The sequence below is a fragment of the Treponema sp. OMZ 798 genome, from assembly GCF_024181385.1.
In the GTDB taxonomy this organism is placed as follows: Bacteria; Spirochaetota; Spirochaetia; order Treponematales; family Treponemataceae; genus Treponema_B.
This window is the reverse complement of sequence record NZ_CP051305.1, coordinates 716,004-731,334: the sequence shown is the minus strand read 5'-3', so window position 1 is coordinate 731,334 and position 15,331 is coordinate 716,004. Positions and strand designations below refer to the sequence as shown.

Genomic DNA, 15,331 nt, shown 5'->3' with positions numbered 1-15,331 from the left:
TTATGTTTCTTCCTCTACTACTCCGATTTCTTTTCCGTATTCGAATAAATGGACTATCTTTTTATCCGTCATATACTCGGTGTAAGAAATTTTATTTCCGTTTACAAAATCTGTTTTGGATTTTGTTTTATTTTCAGACCCGTATTCAAATTTTGAAATATATTCAATCCCATCTTTTTTTAAAAAGGATTCAATTAATAAATTATTCTCATCGTAGGTATAAATATTTTTTTCAAGTTCATTTTTACCTTCGACATCGTAAATAATTTTTTCGGTTTCCATTCTTTTTTTATTATATTTTATTTTGATAAGTTTATCGGATAAAACAACTTCGCAAGATTCGGGATATCCGTCTTTGTAGGTATATGTCTTTTTTTCTATGAGTTTATCTTTTTCATATAAAACGGACATAAGAGGTCTGCCGTCATCATCCAGTTTTTCAAAAAACCATCGATCTTCAAAACAGGCCGTAAGCCCTGAGCTTTGAATGGAGTAAAAACCCTTATCAAGTTCTTCCGGCTCTTTTTCGTTTTCGGATAAATTTTGATTTTCGTTACCGGAAGGTGATTGAGTATGGGCACTTTCTGCTGCCGCAGGAGGCGATTGAACATCGGCACTTTCCGCTGCCGCAGGGGGCGACTGAACATCGGCATTTTCCGTTCCGTCTGCAAAAATAAAAAGAGAAAATAAAATAAAAACAAAAAATAATAGTTTTTTTAAACTCATTTATATTTTTCCGATAAATTCCTTTACATAATTTTCAGCCGAAAAAGGAGATATGTTTTCATACTTTTCGCCGGTTCCGACGAAGAGCATGGGAAGATTGAGCTCTTTTCCTGCCGTAACGGCAACACCGCCCTTTGCCGTAGAGTCATACTTTGTTAAAAAAACTGCATCCACTCCTATAGCTTCATGGAAGACTTCGGCCTGCCTTAGACCGTTTTGGCCTGTTGTTGCATCCAAAACCAATATCTTTTTATAGCAGCCCTCAGAGGCCTTTGACTTTGCAATCCTGTCTATTTTTTGAAGCTCTCTTACAAGGTTTTCTTTATTGTGAAGTCTCCCTGCCGTGTCTGCAAGGACGAGGCCGCCTCCTGCAGCAGCCATGGCATCCCCTGCATCAAAGATAACGGCACCGGGATCTCCGCCATGCTGATGAGCAACCACCCTCACATCATTTTTTTCACCATGAAATTTCAGTTGCTCTATGGCAGCTGCTCTAAAGGTATCTCCGGCAGCCAAAATGATGGGAATATCGCATTTTTGTTTATAATAAGAAGCCATCTTTCCTATTGAGGTTGTCTTTCCTACCCCGTTTACACCCAGAACAAGATAAATAGAAACCTTACCCTTCTCAGGTTCTAAGGAGGTTACCTTTACATAGGGTAATAAAATATTATAAAGACCGTTTAAAACATCGCCTTCAGAAACAAGCTTTTCCTTTTTACATAAATCTCTTAAAGAGGCTTCAATTTCGAGAGCTGTTTTTGCTCCTATGTCACCTTCTATCAGGGTATCGGTTAAATCTTCAAAAAAAGATTCATCCGGGCCCTTATATAAACCGAATAGTTTTTTTAATCCGGCAGCAAAACTTTTATTCTTCATTTTTATTCTCCTCATCTTTAATAATAGGTTTATCGGCTATAGACTGATCTCCGGCAGGTTTATCAAGAGCAGTTTCTTCATAAACAGGATCGGAGTAGTTAGGTTTTATCTTTCGGGGTAAGGCCCTATCTGCCTTTACAAGATAGATTATTAACTGTATAAAATAATTAACTCCCAAAGCAATCGTAATTCCCTGAAAAACATTTTGAGTCATGCCCAGCCTGTTTATACGCTCAACCTTGGACTGTTGATAAGGAACCTTACCGCTTTTAAAAGCATATACCTCATCATCCACTCTGGATTTTAAAATCATTGTTATGGGCAAACTTATGTACAAGGCGCCTAAAGACCAATATAAAATTTTCCGTTGAGTTTCTATCGAATCTTTTACATTTTTTTTGTTTAACTTTATTATCATATTTTGAACATTTTGCCGTGAAAAACTATTATTTGAAGGCTCAAGAACTCCGAAGGTATGCACCCCCTTTTCTTCAAATTCAAAAATAGATTTCATTTTAGGGATGGTTATGATTCCGGGTATTCGAATGGAATATTGGGATTTAAAAAATAAATTGGGGGAACCGCTTTTAAGATTAAAACCTATTGTTTCGGTTTTTTCTTTTTTTAAATTAATCTTTAAGGTATAGGCATCTTTATTTTTTAGCTCTATTTTTTTTGCTTCCTCAACATAATCTTGAGCAGAAGCCCCTATTTGATAAAATCCCTCACGCAATGTTACGGGTTTTGAAAAGTCCCGTATAAGCTTACCGTCAATATAAACCTTGGCGTTTTTAGGATTTACCTCAAAGAAGACTTTTACTTCTTTTGTATTTTGAATAATTGTGTATATTTGACGCACCAGCATTTCTACGACTTTTTCAACATCGTCGTATCTTCCGGCCCCTGAAAATTCGTGAACCTTCATTCCGGAAAGTCCTGTATCCAAATAAGCGGTTATAACCATATAACCGGAAATATCTTTTACCGAGCCGTAAATAAGAGCCGATATATTTTCTTTTTTTAAGCTTTCACCTAAGTCGGCATTTTCAGACATCTTGTACAGAGTCTCCCCATATTTCCACAAGCTTATATTTTTAGGCTGACCTGAAGTAAAAAAACGGTTTTCTTCTATTTTGATATCTATACCGGCATCGTAAATACCTTTTTCTTTTTTTAAAATTTCCTCCGTAAGTTTTTTTTCTTTTTCATCTTTTACTTTTTTATCTTCAACGGATAAAAAAAGCTCATCCCTGTCCTTAATAAGTTTTGCCCTTTCTTTTATAAGTTTTAGTTTTTTGTTTGAAGCTTCCATCAAGGCCCGCATTTTTTTTTCTTCAAAGGGTACTATTCTTTTTGAGCCGGTATCCATGTAGATTAAAAACATTTGAGGCACTATCGTTTTATAGCTTTGATAAGAGGAAGGAAGTCCTTCCGTTTTGAATTCGGAAACGGCAATAGTCCAATCGGAATTTTCATCTTCAGTTTTTTGTGCAAACAAAAAAGAAACTATAAAAAAAAAGACCGATAAAAAAATAAGCTTTTTCAATTTAAAGGAAGAGCTCATAAGCAGTTTATAACTCCTTTTTCGGTAAAGGGGCATAATAAAAAGTCTGAGGCCCCGCAGATAAGAGCCTTTTCTGCAAGACCTTCATCCCCTATAGAAGAAATAACGACAAATTGGGTACCCGGACTTTTTTGTCGAAAAGCGGCAGTATCGGTAAAAAGCTTTGAGTCAAAAAAAACAAGGCGGACATTTTCACTTATTAATGTATGCAAAAGGGAGACTTGAGGCAAAATCTTAATTGTTTCGTTTACATGAGAAAGACATATTGCCCTTATATCGGCTGCTAAAAATTCGGATTTGCATACAATACATATCATAGAGAATCGTCCTCATCAATGCTCATATCTTCAATCTTTGTATTTAAAAAGCTGTTTATAAACTCGTCTATATCTCCGTCCATTACAGCCTGAATATTTCCGGTTTCATACTTGGTTCTATGATCTTTTACCATTGTATAAGGTTGAAAAACATAGGAACGGATCTGATTGCCCCAGGAAATACCTTTTTTTTCGGCGGCAAATTTCATGTTCTCTTTTTCTTTTTGCTCTTCATAATAATTATAAAGCCTTGATTTTAGAACATTCATTGCCGTGGCCTTATTGCTGATTTGGCTCCTTTGACTTTGACAGGCAACAACTATACCTGTGGGAATATGGGTAATGCGGACGGCCGAGTCGGTTTTGTTTACGTGCTGACCTCCGGCACCTCCGGCACGGTAGGTATCGATGCGCAGGTCTTCAGGCCTTATATCGACTTCTATCGTATCATCAAGAACGGGAAAGGCAAACACGGAAGTAAAGGACGTATGTCTCCTGCCGTTGGAATCGAAGGGGCTTATGCGTACCAAGCGGTGAATTCCCGTTTCGCTTTTTAAAAGACCGAAGGCAAAATCACCCGAAATCTGAAAGGTAGCGGACTTTATCCCTCCCTCAGCTTCAATCAAATCTATGACTTCGGTTTTAAAGCCGCGGGATTCACACCAGCGCAAATACATACGCACCAGCATACTTGCCCAATCACAGGCCTCCGTTCCCCCGGCTCCGGCATGAACGGTAAGATAGGCATCGTTTTTATCGACCTCACCTGAAAGGAGGCTCAATATACTTAATTTTTTGTATTTTTCGTAAACGGAATTATAGCTTGAGCTGATCTCTTCGGCCAGCTCTTCATTGCCCGACTCATCTGAAAGCTCCATTAAAACTTCCAAATCCGAAACCTCATCCATGAGTTCCTGCCAAGGATAGATTCTGTTTTTAAGGGCCTTTATCTCACCCATGATTTTTTCGGCTTTTTTACTGTCATTCCAAAAATCGGGAGCTAAGGTTATAGCTTCTTTTTCGGCAATCTTTGATTTTACCGCCTCAGGGTCAAAGACGCCCCCAAATATTAGAGATATCGTTTTTTAATTCTTCTAAATTTGATCTATAGTCTTCCATAAGGTTACTTCTCCAATTTTTTTGCAGGCGGGCGCACAAGGACCCTCCTCCACTTTTTTTTATAAAGCGTAGTTATTGCCAATACATCCTGAATAGGATATTGGTAGAGACGGACGATGTCGTAATAATCGGTAACTCGGTCTATATCCTGCTTTAATGTAACAAGTCCTTCGTCATTTATTGTTACCGATTCCCAGCAAGCATGCTGAACCCGTTCAAAGCCGTTGGCCGTTAGAACTTCTGCCAGATGAGAAGCCGATTCCCTTCCTCCCGGATCTATAACAACTGAAACAAACATATACAACAGAATACGACAAAAGACAAACTTTGTCAAACCCCTAAGATAAGTAAAAATCTTTACTTATTATATACTTAAAAAAAAAGGCAAAAATGCCGATAAGTGTGGTATGGAAAATAGAAAAAACTTTGTTGAGGAGCTTTCGGTAATCCTTGAAACAAAAAGGAATGAATTTAACTCTCAAATTCTTCCCAAAGTGAGGGAAAACTACAATATTCAAAGCAGTGCACTCCACGCAATCAGAAGCACTCTTTTAAAAAAACGGGTCATCCATGATGATCCTTATAAATATGACAGTAAAATGACTGAGGTTGAAATTCCCAGCAAAGAGAACTTTGCAGATTCGGAAAAGGCCAGCGTTATAGGTACCCGCTTGGCCCACTATGAAACGATGCTGGAATTTGTCAACAACTACTATCAGTTTAATACCGAGTTTTTAACCCCAAAAAGAATTTCCATACTTCTCGAACTAAACAGTACCTTTATTTGGTCTGATTTTACAAATACATCGAATCATACAAATACGAGGGCCATAGCCGATATAATAAACAACCTTTTTAAAGGACCTGATCAGTTATCAAACAGCTTATTGAGGGATTCCGTAGCCCATCTTGGCAAAAGCGAGACCTATATCAATACCCAGCTTAAAAGCCTGTCGATCTTTCATCGGGAAGAATATAAACTTTTAATACGCAGAGAGATTATACCGTCAGTAAAGATAACCAAGGCCGACTGTGCAAATCCTTCAAATGTATTAAGAGAAATAAAAAAGATTTTCACACTAAAGCTCAAAAAAAAGCCTTTTTATACGGATCTTATAGTCGAAATAATCAGAGAAGATTACGGTGATGACTCGGCCATATTACAGCAGGAGATCTTATCACGACTTGAGGTTAAACCAAAGGAGAGCTCTTTTTCAAATCAAGAAGTAAATCATAGGCCTATTTTAATATCGGGCTTAAAGGTTCTTTCAAATTCGGCTCCTCACTTAAAGGCTGCTCTGGAAAAAATTAAAACTAATCAAGAACTGGTCTATAAGGCTGAAAATACCGTATTTAGAAAAATTGCCGAAATTTTCAGGCAGCTTTTAAAATTAGACCCTCCTGAAAAGTATATAACAATCATCATCACGGATAACATAAATCAAAATACAAAAAAACAAACAATCAACTATTCCGTTTTTGAAAAAGAAGTGCTTCAAAAAATAGCCTTATTCCAAAATATTTTGATGCCGAATTCGGCCGTTAATCAAAAGATAAAAACTATGCCGGATGAGCTTCTCTTTAACAGCCTTTCAAAGTACATAAGTGACAGCAATGAAATGTTAAAACAGCTCGGAGGACTTGACGAATTCTATAAAAACGTAAAACCCGAACTTAGAAGCAAAATACGAGGCATTAAGATAGAAATTACAACGATTACAAACTCGATTATAAAGGCAAACCAGTACAGGGCCGAATATCAAGCTCTGGCGGATGAGGTAAGCCATATGAAAAAACTCGGAGTTATCTAAAATATAGTCGGATTGAATAATAATATAAAAAACAATATAATAGGCTCCTATAAAAATTTTCATGGGAGATTATATGAAAAAAAGGCTTACAGCATTATTTTTGTTTTTACTATCCTTTTGTTTGTTTTCGCAAGAAAATCAATATCGGGAACTTAATATTTCCATAAACTCAGGAATACCCATGCTTCACCCCCATACAGCCTTTGATGCAGGAGAAGCCCAAATCTTAACAGCCCTTTATGAAGGGCTGTTTGTATACGACCCTTACACATTGCAGCCTGTGCCGGGCCTGGCAGAAAAATACACTGTTTCAGGCGGAAGAACATGGCGTTTTACAATCAGAAAAGAAGCCAAATTCGAAAACGGCAAGCCCATAACGGCCCAAACCTTTGCCGACTCATGGCTGAATCTTTTAAACCCGGCCGGGAATCACCCTTATGCTTCTCTTTTAGACTGCATAGACGGAGCCGCAGACTACCGTAACGGAAAGTTAAAGAATAAAAATCAGGTCGGAATCAAAGCCGAAAGCGAGCATGTTCTTTTGGTTTACACAAATACCGAAATTGAGCACCTCCCCAATATTCTATGTCATCACGCCTTTTCGGCCGTTGAGCACTCTCAACTTACGGCGGCCTTAAAATTTTCTAACATAGAAAAAATAGAAAAATTAAAAGACAGCTTTAAACCTACATCAAGCGGAGCTTACAAAATAAAGAAATTTTCGGAAAAAGAGCTGATTTTGGTAAAAAACGAAAACTATTGGGATAAAGAAAAGGTCGAAATTCCTCAAATCAATATCTTCCTTGACTTAAGTAAAGAAGCTGCTATCGAAAAATTTAATAAGGGAGAAATGGACTGGCTTTCGAGAAGCGATGTGATTTCGAAAATAGGAGATCAACGCAGTGTCAACATAGATCCTCTTTTTTCTACGAAGTATTTTTTCTTTAAGGCATCATCCACAAATGTGAAAAATTCCGAATTACGAAAGGCCCTTCTTTTAGCTATTCCATATGAGGAATTGCGCAAGGGCTATCCGATAAAAGCTGAAACCCTTATTTTTCCCCTTGCAGGCTATCCCAAAATCAAGGGTGTGAGCGAGTACAATCTTCAAAAAGCCCAAGAAATTATAAATAAGCTTAACTTAAAAGAAGAACAAAAAAAACTCGTTATAAAAATCCCTGAAGACACCTACTATCAAGAGCTTGCCGAAATTTTATCGTCTGCATGGTCAAAAATCGGCATAAAGACCGAGGTTAAAAGCCTACCTTTCACCAGCTATTACGGCAGTTTGAAATTAAACGATTACGATTTGGGAACAATCACATGGATAGGAGACTTTGCTGATCCTACAGCCTTTTTGGAAATGTTTCGCCCTGCTTCAAACCTAAACGATTCCGACTGGAAAAATGCGGAATTTGAACGCATAATACTTAAATCCCATTCCGAAAAAAACTTTAAAAAAAGGTATGAGATGTTAAGCAAGGCAGAGGAACTTTTGTTAGGCGAGAGCGTCATTATTCCGATATCCTATGGTCTGAGCGTAAACATTATAGACATTTACTCCATAGGCGGCTGGTATTCAAACGCAATAGATATACATCCCTTTAAGTTTATAAAATTTATCGAGCCCCGGCCCGTTCCCGGTCTTGTAAAATTAAATAAATAAGCTAAAACCGGCTTTTCCAAAACCGATACCCGTTTTACAAAAAAAATTCATTTTTTTATAAAACAGGTATTGACATTTTTTGTGATTTGTAATATTATCCATCTCATCGGGCGCTTAGCTCAGCTGGTACGAGCGTCTGGTTTACACCCAGAATGTCGGCGGTTCGATCCCGTCAGCGCCCATCTCTTTTCTTTTTACCACCCTTTAACAAATCATAAATATTTTATTAGATTTAATTTTTTAATCTGGCCGTATTTTATAAATTCAGCTTGTTTTAACTTTTTATTTTAGTAAGTGTTTAATCGGCATTGACAGACTTACGCCAATGGCGTATAATAAGATATGAAGATTATAGAAACGCCTGTTTTTACAAAACAAATAAATAAATTACTGGATGAAGATACATATAAACAATTTAAAGAATATCTAGTATGCAATCCATTAAAAGGTAAATTGATTAAAGGAGGCGCAGGAATACGAAAAATAAGATGGGGTAAAAAGAATACGGGAAAAAGTGGTGGTGTTAGGATTATCTATTTTATAAAAACAGAAACAAAGATATATTTGCTATTTGCTTATTCAAAAAGCGATGCGGAGAATATTACAAAAAAACAAATAAATATGCTGGCAAGTTTTATTAAAGATTTATAGGGAGTTTTTATGTTTAAAAGAAAAAAAATGAGTGATGAGATGTTTACTGAATTACTCCAAAGTGTAAAAGAAGCTGTTTTAATTGAAAAAGGAGAAATCCCCCCTTCAAGGGTTTTTGAAATAGAGCCTTTAGATATTGCTAAAATACGTGATAAGACAAATAAAACGCAAGAAGAATTTGCCGCTATGCTTAATATCAGTATAGGAACCCTACGAAACTGGGAACAAGGACGGCGTAAACCTGACGGAGCGGCCTTATCTCTCCTTAAAATTGTTTCGGCTAATCCGCAATATGTAGAAAGTGTGCTGAAAGGCGGTTAAAAATGGACTTCCTTGTGCATTTTTAACCTTAGAGCTTGCGGCAAGCACAAACTCTCAAAGCATAGAACCACGGACATCCGTGTCCGATTATAAACTGTATGTTCTTAGCTCTTTTTAATATTAATTTTAAAAAATTATATCTCTTCCTTCAGTAGTAAGACTGATACCGCCATGAGCAAGACCTGAATCTTTCCGAAAAAAGATAAGCCCTTCCTGCTGCATTTTTTCAAGTTCAGAGCCAATTTCTTCTCTTGAATATTGCCCCAAATATTTACTTATTTTTGAGTCAAAACTGGTCATAGGGATAAAATTATTATTTCCTATATTATTTTTAAACTCACGTATTATTAAAAATATTCCGTCTCTTAGCTTATTATTTACCATAAATATTACCTCTTTATTTAATTTTTTATCTTTGAACATACTCTCAGGGCCGGAATAGTCTTGTGGTAATACAGCTCCGGCGTTAATATTTTCCTGCCAATCCCAGCACCACTCCATTACATTTCCTGCGATGTCGTAAAGGCCATAATAATTAGGCTTTTTCTTTTTAACTTCATGGGTCTTTAGATCCGAATCTCCACCGTCAAGATTTGAATACCAAGCATATTCTATTAACCTATCCTTTTGATTTGTATTAGGCCATATATATTTTTTTCCTCCCTTAGCAGCCCACTCCCATTCTGCCTCCGTCGGAAGCCTAAAGCCGTTCTTACTCATATCTAGTTCAGCCTTATTCCAATCAGCATTATCGGTTGTGGGAATTTGATCAAAGGTAAGAGTATCAAAATCAACAGGACTTCCTCCAACTTTTACCGTATAGCAAGGTTCAAGATTAAGCTTTAGGCTGAGCTTATTACAAAAGGCTATTGCATGGTACCAGTTGATGTTTTCTACAGGACGCCTTTGTTGTACCTCTCCGGATGCAGGATTAGATTTAAAAACACTGGGATTTTTATCCATAACTTTGTTCCATAGCTCCTGCGTTACCTCAGTTTCTCCTATGTTGTAGGCTGAAAGCTGTATATCATGTAATCCATTATTATAGATATACTCTGCTCCCAGCTGATTCCCGGCACCGCTTACAGCCTTTATAGACTTCATCACAAAAGTTACACCTTCCACAGTGTAAGCCTTTCCGGGAGTATTAGGAATTACTTCGGAAGATTGACTTCCGCCTGATTTTCCCTGACCTGTAGGACAACCGGTTAATAAGCCGATAAAAAGTCCTGCAGCCAACAACAATGCAGTAAAACTTACTGCCCGATTTAAGACCTTAGTCTTAAATTTGAAATTAGTCTGTTTCATAACTAATTCTCCTTTTAAATAATTAAATTTATACAAAAAACCGCAAAGCCGAATAAAGCCTACTCTGCGGTTTGTACATTGAGAAAAATAAATATTAAAAGCTTTAATTAGAGATATTCTACTTAATAGCGAAATTGGGGGGGGGGTAAACTCAGGCTAATATTTTTTAACACACTAGCCGTGTGCAATAAATTAGAGTGCGAAAGATTTAACTTTAAGCCTAAGTAAGATTTAGCTATCATAGAAACAATATAGTCTAAAATATAAAAAAGATCAAGATGGAAAAATAAGGCAAAATTGTATCATAATAAACTATAAAAATTTTTTGTAGCTTGTGTTAAATACGGCGCCCAGTTTTTTTGCCATAGCTATACTTATAGGGCGGACTCCCCGCTCCATTCCGGAAACATTTTGTACATTGATACAAAGTTTTTCTGCAAGTCCAGCCTGTGTAAGATTGTCACGGTTTCTTAAAAGTTTTAATGTTTTTTGAGGTGTCATATTTTTTTGAATGTTCTTAAACCATTCGGTTTCAGTTACCTCTTCGTATTCGTCATCGTCATCATATTCGACGGTAACATGTTTGTATTGTGTTTTTACGAATGCCAATAAATCGGGCGGAATGTCGCCTTCAATTTTAATAAGGGGCATTTTCACGTGAACCTGCATAGTATACCTCCATTTCAATACCTTTGATTGTTTCTTTCCAACAGGCAATCCAATGATAGGATAGGTGGCAATGATATTTATTTTTGCCTAAAGAACTGAAATTAGGCCAGCATGTTTGCACGGGGCCTGATTCTTTTAAATCCAGTATTAGCTGGGCATATAGTTCTTGTTCTTTTTGCGGCATTTTTGCTACAGCTTTTGTTATCCGCTTTTTTTGGATTATCCTATACATATATAAATTATAATCATTTTTTGATTATATGTCAAGCTGTTTTTTTATTTTTGGTTAATAGCTTTTTTATTTTTGCGGTTTATAATTGGGCATTCCTAATTAGGAATGCTTAATTAGGAATGTGGAATTAAGCCGTTTCGGTTAGGCGTGCGTGGAGCGTTATGCCCATTGATCGAAGTATGTTAAAGACGGTTGAAAATGAGGGGTTGCCCTTTTCGGACAAAGAAGTATAAAGAGCTTCACGGCTTACGCCTATTTGTTTTGCAAGCTGTGTCATGCCTTTTGAACGGGATATTGCTCCAAGTACATTTATAACATCGGCAGGCTCGCCTTCTTCAAGGGCTGTGGATAAATAAATTAGTACGTCTTCGGCTGTTTCTATGTAATCTGCCATATCCCATTTAGTAACTTTCATTTCATACCTCCATAGCTATTTTGTAAGCGTTTTGTATATCTTTTAAATCGGAGTGGTACACTACCCCATTTTTTATAAGCATTTCTGCAAGAGGTCGGGGTTGCGGAAAGCAGATAAACGGTCTTGCGGCTTATAGGCTTTTCCCCATTGCTGGACAAAAGGCCGATTTTTTTGTAAAATGAATAGAACTTTAAATGCGGCTTTAAGGAGCATAGAAATAGATGTATAAAAGCGATTTTCCTTTGCTTATGCAAAATCCTAACATTCATTATTTGGATTCGGCGGCAACGGCACAAAGGCCTTTACAAGTTATAGAAGGCGTTAAAGAATATTTTTTACACTCAAACGGAAATGCGGGGCGGGGCTCTCATTCCCTTGCAATAGCTTCTTCCATTTTGGTTGAAGAAACAAGAAAAAAAACGGCCGAATTTATCGGGGCAGATAAAATAGAAAGCATTGTATTTACAAAAAATTCTACAGAGGCTTTAAACATCATCGCCTATTGCTACGGCTTATCGCAGCTTAAAAGCGGAGATGAAATTCTATTGGCTGTATCAAACCATCACGCAAATCTTGTACCTTGGCAGTTTGTTGCAAAACAAACGGGGGCAGCCCTAAAATTTATCTACCTAAATAAAAACGGCACTTTGGACATGAATGACTTTAAAGCAAAACTTTCGGCTAAAACGAAGGTTGTTGCCCTTTCAAGCGTGGTAAATGCAACAGGAATTATAAACCCTGTAGAAGAAGTTATAAAACTCGCCCATGAAAACGGAGCCGTTGTTGTAGTCGATGCAGCCCAATCGATAGCTCACTACAGGCAGAACGTATCGGCCCTTGACTGCGATTTTTTGGTTTTTTCGGGCCATAAGATTTTTTCCGACTTCGGAGCCGGAGTGCTTTACGGGAAAAAAGAGCTATTAGACAAGATGCCGCCTTTTTTATACGGCGGAGATATGATCAATTTTGTTACGGAAGATTCAAGCGAGTTTAAGGAAGCCCCTTATAAATACGAGGGCGGCACCCATGACACTTCCGCCATAGTTTCTCTTAAACACGCAATAGAATATATAGAAAAAATCGGCTATGCCAATATAGAAAAAACCGTAAAAGAATTGGACGATTATGCTCTTTCAGAATTAAAAAAACTCGATTTTGTTGAAACCTACGGAACCGATGCTCCGGAGCGGGCAGGCATAATCGCCTTTAATGTAAAAGATGTACACTCGCACGACACTTCCTATATCTTAAACGAGTACGGAGTCATGGTAAGAAGCGGACATCATTGTACTCAGCCCCTAATGGCTCACTTAAACATAAACTCCTGCTGCCGTGCAAGTTTTTCTATTTTTAACACAAAAGAAGACATCGATGTTATGATTACGGCCTTAAAAAAAGTAAAAAGCGTTTTTTTAAAGGATTAAAAAAGAATATTGATAAGGAAACATAAATGGATATAGATACAATTTATCAGGAAATGATTTTGGAATATTCCCGAAAAAAAGAAAACTGCCGGGAACTTTCGGGAGAAGGCGTAAAGATAGAAAGAGGTCATAACCCCTCATGCGGTGATGACCTTACCCTCCTCATCAGGGAAAAAGACGGAATCATCGAAGAGGCTTCTTTTTTAGGAAGGGGCTGTGCAATTTCTACGGCTTCTACAAATATGCTCATCGAACTTATAAAAGGAAAAAAAGCCGAAGAAGGCAAACGCAAGGTAGAAATATTTTTTAAGATGATGAACGGGAAAGAAGTTTCTGAAGAAGAAAAGGAAGAACTGGAAGATGCTCAAATCTTGGAATACTTTGCCCAAATGCCTGCCCGCATAAAATGTGCAACTTTAAGCTGGCACTCAGCCGATGTTCTTTTAAACGAAAAAAAAGGGACAGTGTAAAACAAAGTCCCTTTTTAATAAACAGCAAAACCAAGGCTTATTTTTCGATATCGCTTGATTTTACTTTTACAATATGGCCGGGGCCTGCATCAAAGATAATCACAAAGTCTTTTACCTTGATGTCGGCATATTTAATGATAACCTCATTGTTTTTGTCAAGCTTGGTCTTAAGAATAACCTTTTTTTTGGGATCCTTTTCCTTGGGGTTTTCAATGCGTATTTCGGTACCTGCAGCGGGTGAGCCGTCAGAAAAACCGCCTTCACAGGTAAAGGTTCCGTCGCCATTGTCATAGCAAAGCAACCTCGGGGCATGAGCAAACAAAAGAGCTGCTCCCAATACTAAAAAACAAATAAAAATAGCTGTTCTTTTTTTCATCTTTCCTTCTCCTATTAAAATTTTTTATTATAATATCAAATAAGTTCCTCTAAAGTCAATCAGACCTTAGAGGAATATCCATTTATTTTTGTATGAGTCCGCTTAAAATTTTGCGGCAAGAACCTTCAACGCGCTTTGCAATCATTTCGTTTGATGAATTTGCAGGTATGCAAGTCGGTTTTTCTTTAATTTTAGCAAAATCGGCATCTGTCATACCATACCAGAAGTGGAAATGCGCAGGGCTTCCTCCTGCACTCGTAAGAGAAATCGTTTTAAACATTCCTGCATCTTTTTTGTCTGTTTTAACGGCAAGCGATCCGGGTTTGGCGGCATTTTCGGCAGTTCTCTTATAAGCTGCCCTGTAAATTTCTTTTCCGTCCTTATACATTACAAATTCGTTCTTTCCATTCTCGGTAACAAATTCGATGTGAGTATAAAGCTCTGTTGTTCCGTATGCTTTTTTCATTTCGGCAATGATTTCGGCCTTTGTAAAGTCTCCGCCCTTAGGATTTTTTCCGGCAAATTCTTTGATGATTTTGTCGTAAGCAGCATTAACTTCAGCACTTGTATTATCGTAAATTAAGGAGCTGTTCATCCATTTTCCTTCTTTAGCATAAACGGCAAAGGGTGCAGGAAGTTTTGCAGCACTATTTTCTATCGATTTTTTAAAATTTTCCAAAAGTTTTTCATTGCTTGTCGAACCGTCAACATAGGTAGGCCAATAAGAAGGATCGGCTTTTTTTACAAGGGTATCAATATTCGTTTCGCCGAATCTTACATGCCAGTGAACCTGTCCTCCGTCATGGCTATGAGGATGAGTACAGATCATATACTTGGCCATAGTAAGTCCGCGTACATTTTTTACAGCCTCAAATGTTTCCCAAAAAGAACCTTCATAACCGGGCATAGGAACCTTGCCTAGATATTTATATTCGGCAACGATCTCTTTTTGTTTTCCGTCTGCATCAATAACGGTAAAACTTATCTTATTAGTCCCGTCAAATTTTACCCTTGCAAAAGGCGTCTTTCTTCTTCCTTCAATAGCATCTTTGATACCCTCTTGGGTATAATTTGAATTCTTTGATGCAGCTTCTTTGTATAATTCTTTCAAAGAAGGATCATTTTTTACAACATCCACCGAAACCCATTCACCTTTCCAGGCAGCAAGCTCCTTTCCGGGAATAAGTTTTTCAACTTCAGCCTTAGCCGACTTAACGGCTTCAGGCATGGACTTACATGCAGTAAATGCTACCGCAACAGCAATCAAAATAAGTGCAATTTTTGCACCGATTTTTTTATTAGACATAAACATCTCCTTAAAATAAAATTATGACTAAATGCTGCCGATTTATATTTAAACAATCGGCAGCAATTTCATTTTTA

18 protein-coding genes and 1 tRNA gene are annotated in these 15,331 nt (G+C 37.3%); 7 read left to right on the top strand and 12 right to left on the bottom strand.

The features are described 5' to 3' along the window. The 6 genes from E4O07_RS03455 to E4O07_RS03430 form a co-directional block, all read right to left on the bottom strand. The gene (locus tag E4O07_RS03455) at positions 1-726 is read right to left on the bottom strand and encodes a hypothetical protein (protein ID WP_253687410.1); all 726 of its coding nucleotides are present in this window, start codon (positions 724-726) and stop codon (positions 1-3) included. Continuing rightward, positions 727-1,605: a signal recognition particle-docking protein FtsY gene (gene ftsY, locus E4O07_RS03450; protein ID WP_253687409.1), complete on the bottom strand. Its 879-nt coding sequence runs from the start codon at positions 1,603-1,605 to the stop codon at positions 727-729. Continuing rightward, positions 1,595-3,169, bottom strand: a complete 1,575-nt coding sequence (locus E4O07_RS03445; protein WP_253687407.1) for a PEGA domain-containing protein — start codon at positions 3,167-3,169, stop codon at positions 1,595-1,597. Before E4O07_RS03445 ends, ftsY begins: the two co-directional genes overlap by 11 nt. After that, positions 3,166-3,486 carry a response regulator gene (locus E4O07_RS03440; protein WP_253687405.1) on the bottom strand — a complete coding sequence of 107 codons (321 nt, stop codon included), beginning with the start codon at positions 3,484-3,486 and terminating at the stop codon, positions 3,166-3,168. The genes E4O07_RS03445 and E4O07_RS03440 overlap by 4 nt, the downstream gene beginning before the upstream one ends. Further along, positions 3,483-4,605 (bottom strand): peptide chain release factor 2 gene (prfB, locus tag E4O07_RS03435; RefSeq protein ID WP_253687403.1). Its coding sequence is split into 2 segments (ribosomal slippage): positions 3,483-4,538 and positions 4,540-4,605, totalling 1,122 coding nucleotides; the frame shifts between segments, so codons are not numbered across the junction. Before prfB ends, E4O07_RS03440 begins: the two co-directional genes overlap by 4 nt. Before the next feature lie 4 nt (positions 4,606-4,609). Beyond that, positions 4,610-4,903, bottom strand: coding sequence for a CRISPR-associated protein Cas2 (locus E4O07_RS03430; RefSeq protein ID WP_253687401.1), 294 nt, complete (start codon positions 4,901-4,903; stop codon positions 4,610-4,612). 109 nt (positions 4,904-5,012) lie between these two features. On the opposite strand from E4O07_RS03430, the gene E4O07_RS03425 reads away from it, so the two are divergent. The 5 genes from E4O07_RS03425 to nadS all read left to right on the top strand — a co-directional run bounded on the left by E4O07_RS03425 (position 5,013) and on the right by nadS (position 9,054). Then, positions 5,013-6,416, top strand: a complete 1,404-nt coding sequence (locus E4O07_RS03425; RefSeq protein ID WP_253687400.1) for a TP0584 family protein — start codon at positions 5,013-5,015, stop codon at positions 6,414-6,416. A gap of 181 nt (positions 6,417-6,597) precedes the next feature. Continuing rightward, the gene (locus E4O07_RS03420) at positions 6,598-8,082 is read left to right on the top strand and encodes a peptide ABC transporter substrate-binding protein (RefSeq protein ID WP_371921958.1); all 1,485 of its coding nucleotides are present in this window, start codon (positions 6,598-6,600) and stop codon (positions 8,080-8,082) included. A gap of 108 nt (positions 8,083-8,190) precedes the next feature. Continuing rightward, positions 8,191-8,264 (top strand) — tRNA-Val (locus E4O07_RS03415). A gap of 160 nt (positions 8,265-8,424) precedes the next feature. After that, entirely contained in the window at positions 8,425-8,733 is a 309-nt protein-coding gene (locus E4O07_RS03410) for a type II toxin-antitoxin system RelE/ParE family toxin (protein ID WP_253678581.1), read from the top strand. A gap of 9 nt (positions 8,734-8,742) precedes the next feature. Beyond that, positions 8,743-9,054 carry a NadS family protein gene (gene nadS, locus E4O07_RS03405; protein ID WP_253687396.1) on the top strand — a complete coding sequence of 104 codons (312 nt, stop codon included), beginning with the start codon at positions 8,743-8,745 and terminating at the stop codon, positions 9,052-9,054. A gap of 126 nt (positions 9,055-9,180) precedes the next feature. Here nadS and E4O07_RS03400 read toward each other — a convergent pair whose 3' ends face one another. From E4O07_RS03400 to E4O07_RS03385, 4 genes are all read right to left on the bottom strand, one after another. After that, positions 9,181-10,362: a formylglycine-generating enzyme family protein gene (locus tag E4O07_RS03400; RefSeq protein WP_253687394.1), complete on the bottom strand. Its 1,182-nt coding sequence runs from the start codon at positions 10,360-10,362 to the stop codon at positions 9,181-9,183. A 312-nt stretch (positions 10,363-10,674) separates the two neighbouring features. Then, positions 10,675-11,031: a helix-turn-helix domain-containing protein gene (locus E4O07_RS03395; RefSeq protein WP_253687392.1), complete on the bottom strand. Its 357-nt coding sequence runs from the start codon at positions 11,029-11,031 to the stop codon at positions 10,675-10,677. Then, positions 11,000-11,263, bottom strand: a complete 264-nt coding sequence (locus E4O07_RS03390) for a hypothetical protein (RefSeq protein WP_253687390.1) — start codon at positions 11,261-11,263, stop codon at positions 11,000-11,002. Before E4O07_RS03390 ends, E4O07_RS03395 begins: the two co-directional genes overlap by 32 nt. A 127-nt stretch (positions 11,264-11,390) precedes the next feature. Continuing rightward, a complete protein-coding gene (locus E4O07_RS03385; protein WP_253687389.1) occupies positions 11,391-11,678 on the bottom strand; it encodes an addiction module antidote protein in 288 nt (95 codons plus the stop codon). A 221-nt stretch (positions 11,679-11,899) separates the two neighbouring features. On the opposite strand from E4O07_RS03385, the gene E4O07_RS03380 reads away from it, so the two are divergent. Together E4O07_RS03380 and sufU are read left to right on the top strand one after the other, a co-directional pair. Beyond that, a complete protein-coding gene (locus E4O07_RS03380) occupies positions 11,900-13,102 on the top strand; it encodes a SufS family cysteine desulfurase (RefSeq protein ID WP_253687388.1) in 1,203 nt (400 codons plus the stop codon). Positions 13,103-13,128: 26 nt separating this feature from the next. Continuing rightward, positions 13,129-13,572 carry a Fe-S cluster assembly sulfur transfer protein SufU gene (gene sufU / locus E4O07_RS03375; RefSeq protein WP_253678575.1) on the top strand — a complete coding sequence of 148 codons (444 nt, stop codon included), beginning with the start codon at positions 13,129-13,131 and terminating at the stop codon, positions 13,570-13,572. 37 nt (positions 13,573-13,609) lie between these two features. On the opposite strand, the gene E4O07_RS03370 is transcribed toward sufU, so the two are convergent. Beyond that, complete coding sequence (locus tag E4O07_RS03370) at positions 13,610-13,948, bottom strand: hypothetical protein (RefSeq protein WP_253687387.1); 339 nt, start codon at positions 13,946-13,948, stop codon at positions 13,610-13,612. An 82-nt stretch (positions 13,949-14,030) separates the two neighbouring features. Next, positions 14,031-15,254, bottom strand: coding sequence for a ZinT/AdcA family metal-binding protein (locus E4O07_RS03365; protein ID WP_253687386.1), 1,224 nt, complete (start codon positions 15,252-15,254; stop codon positions 14,031-14,033). Positions 15,255-15,331 lie beyond the last annotated feature (77 nt).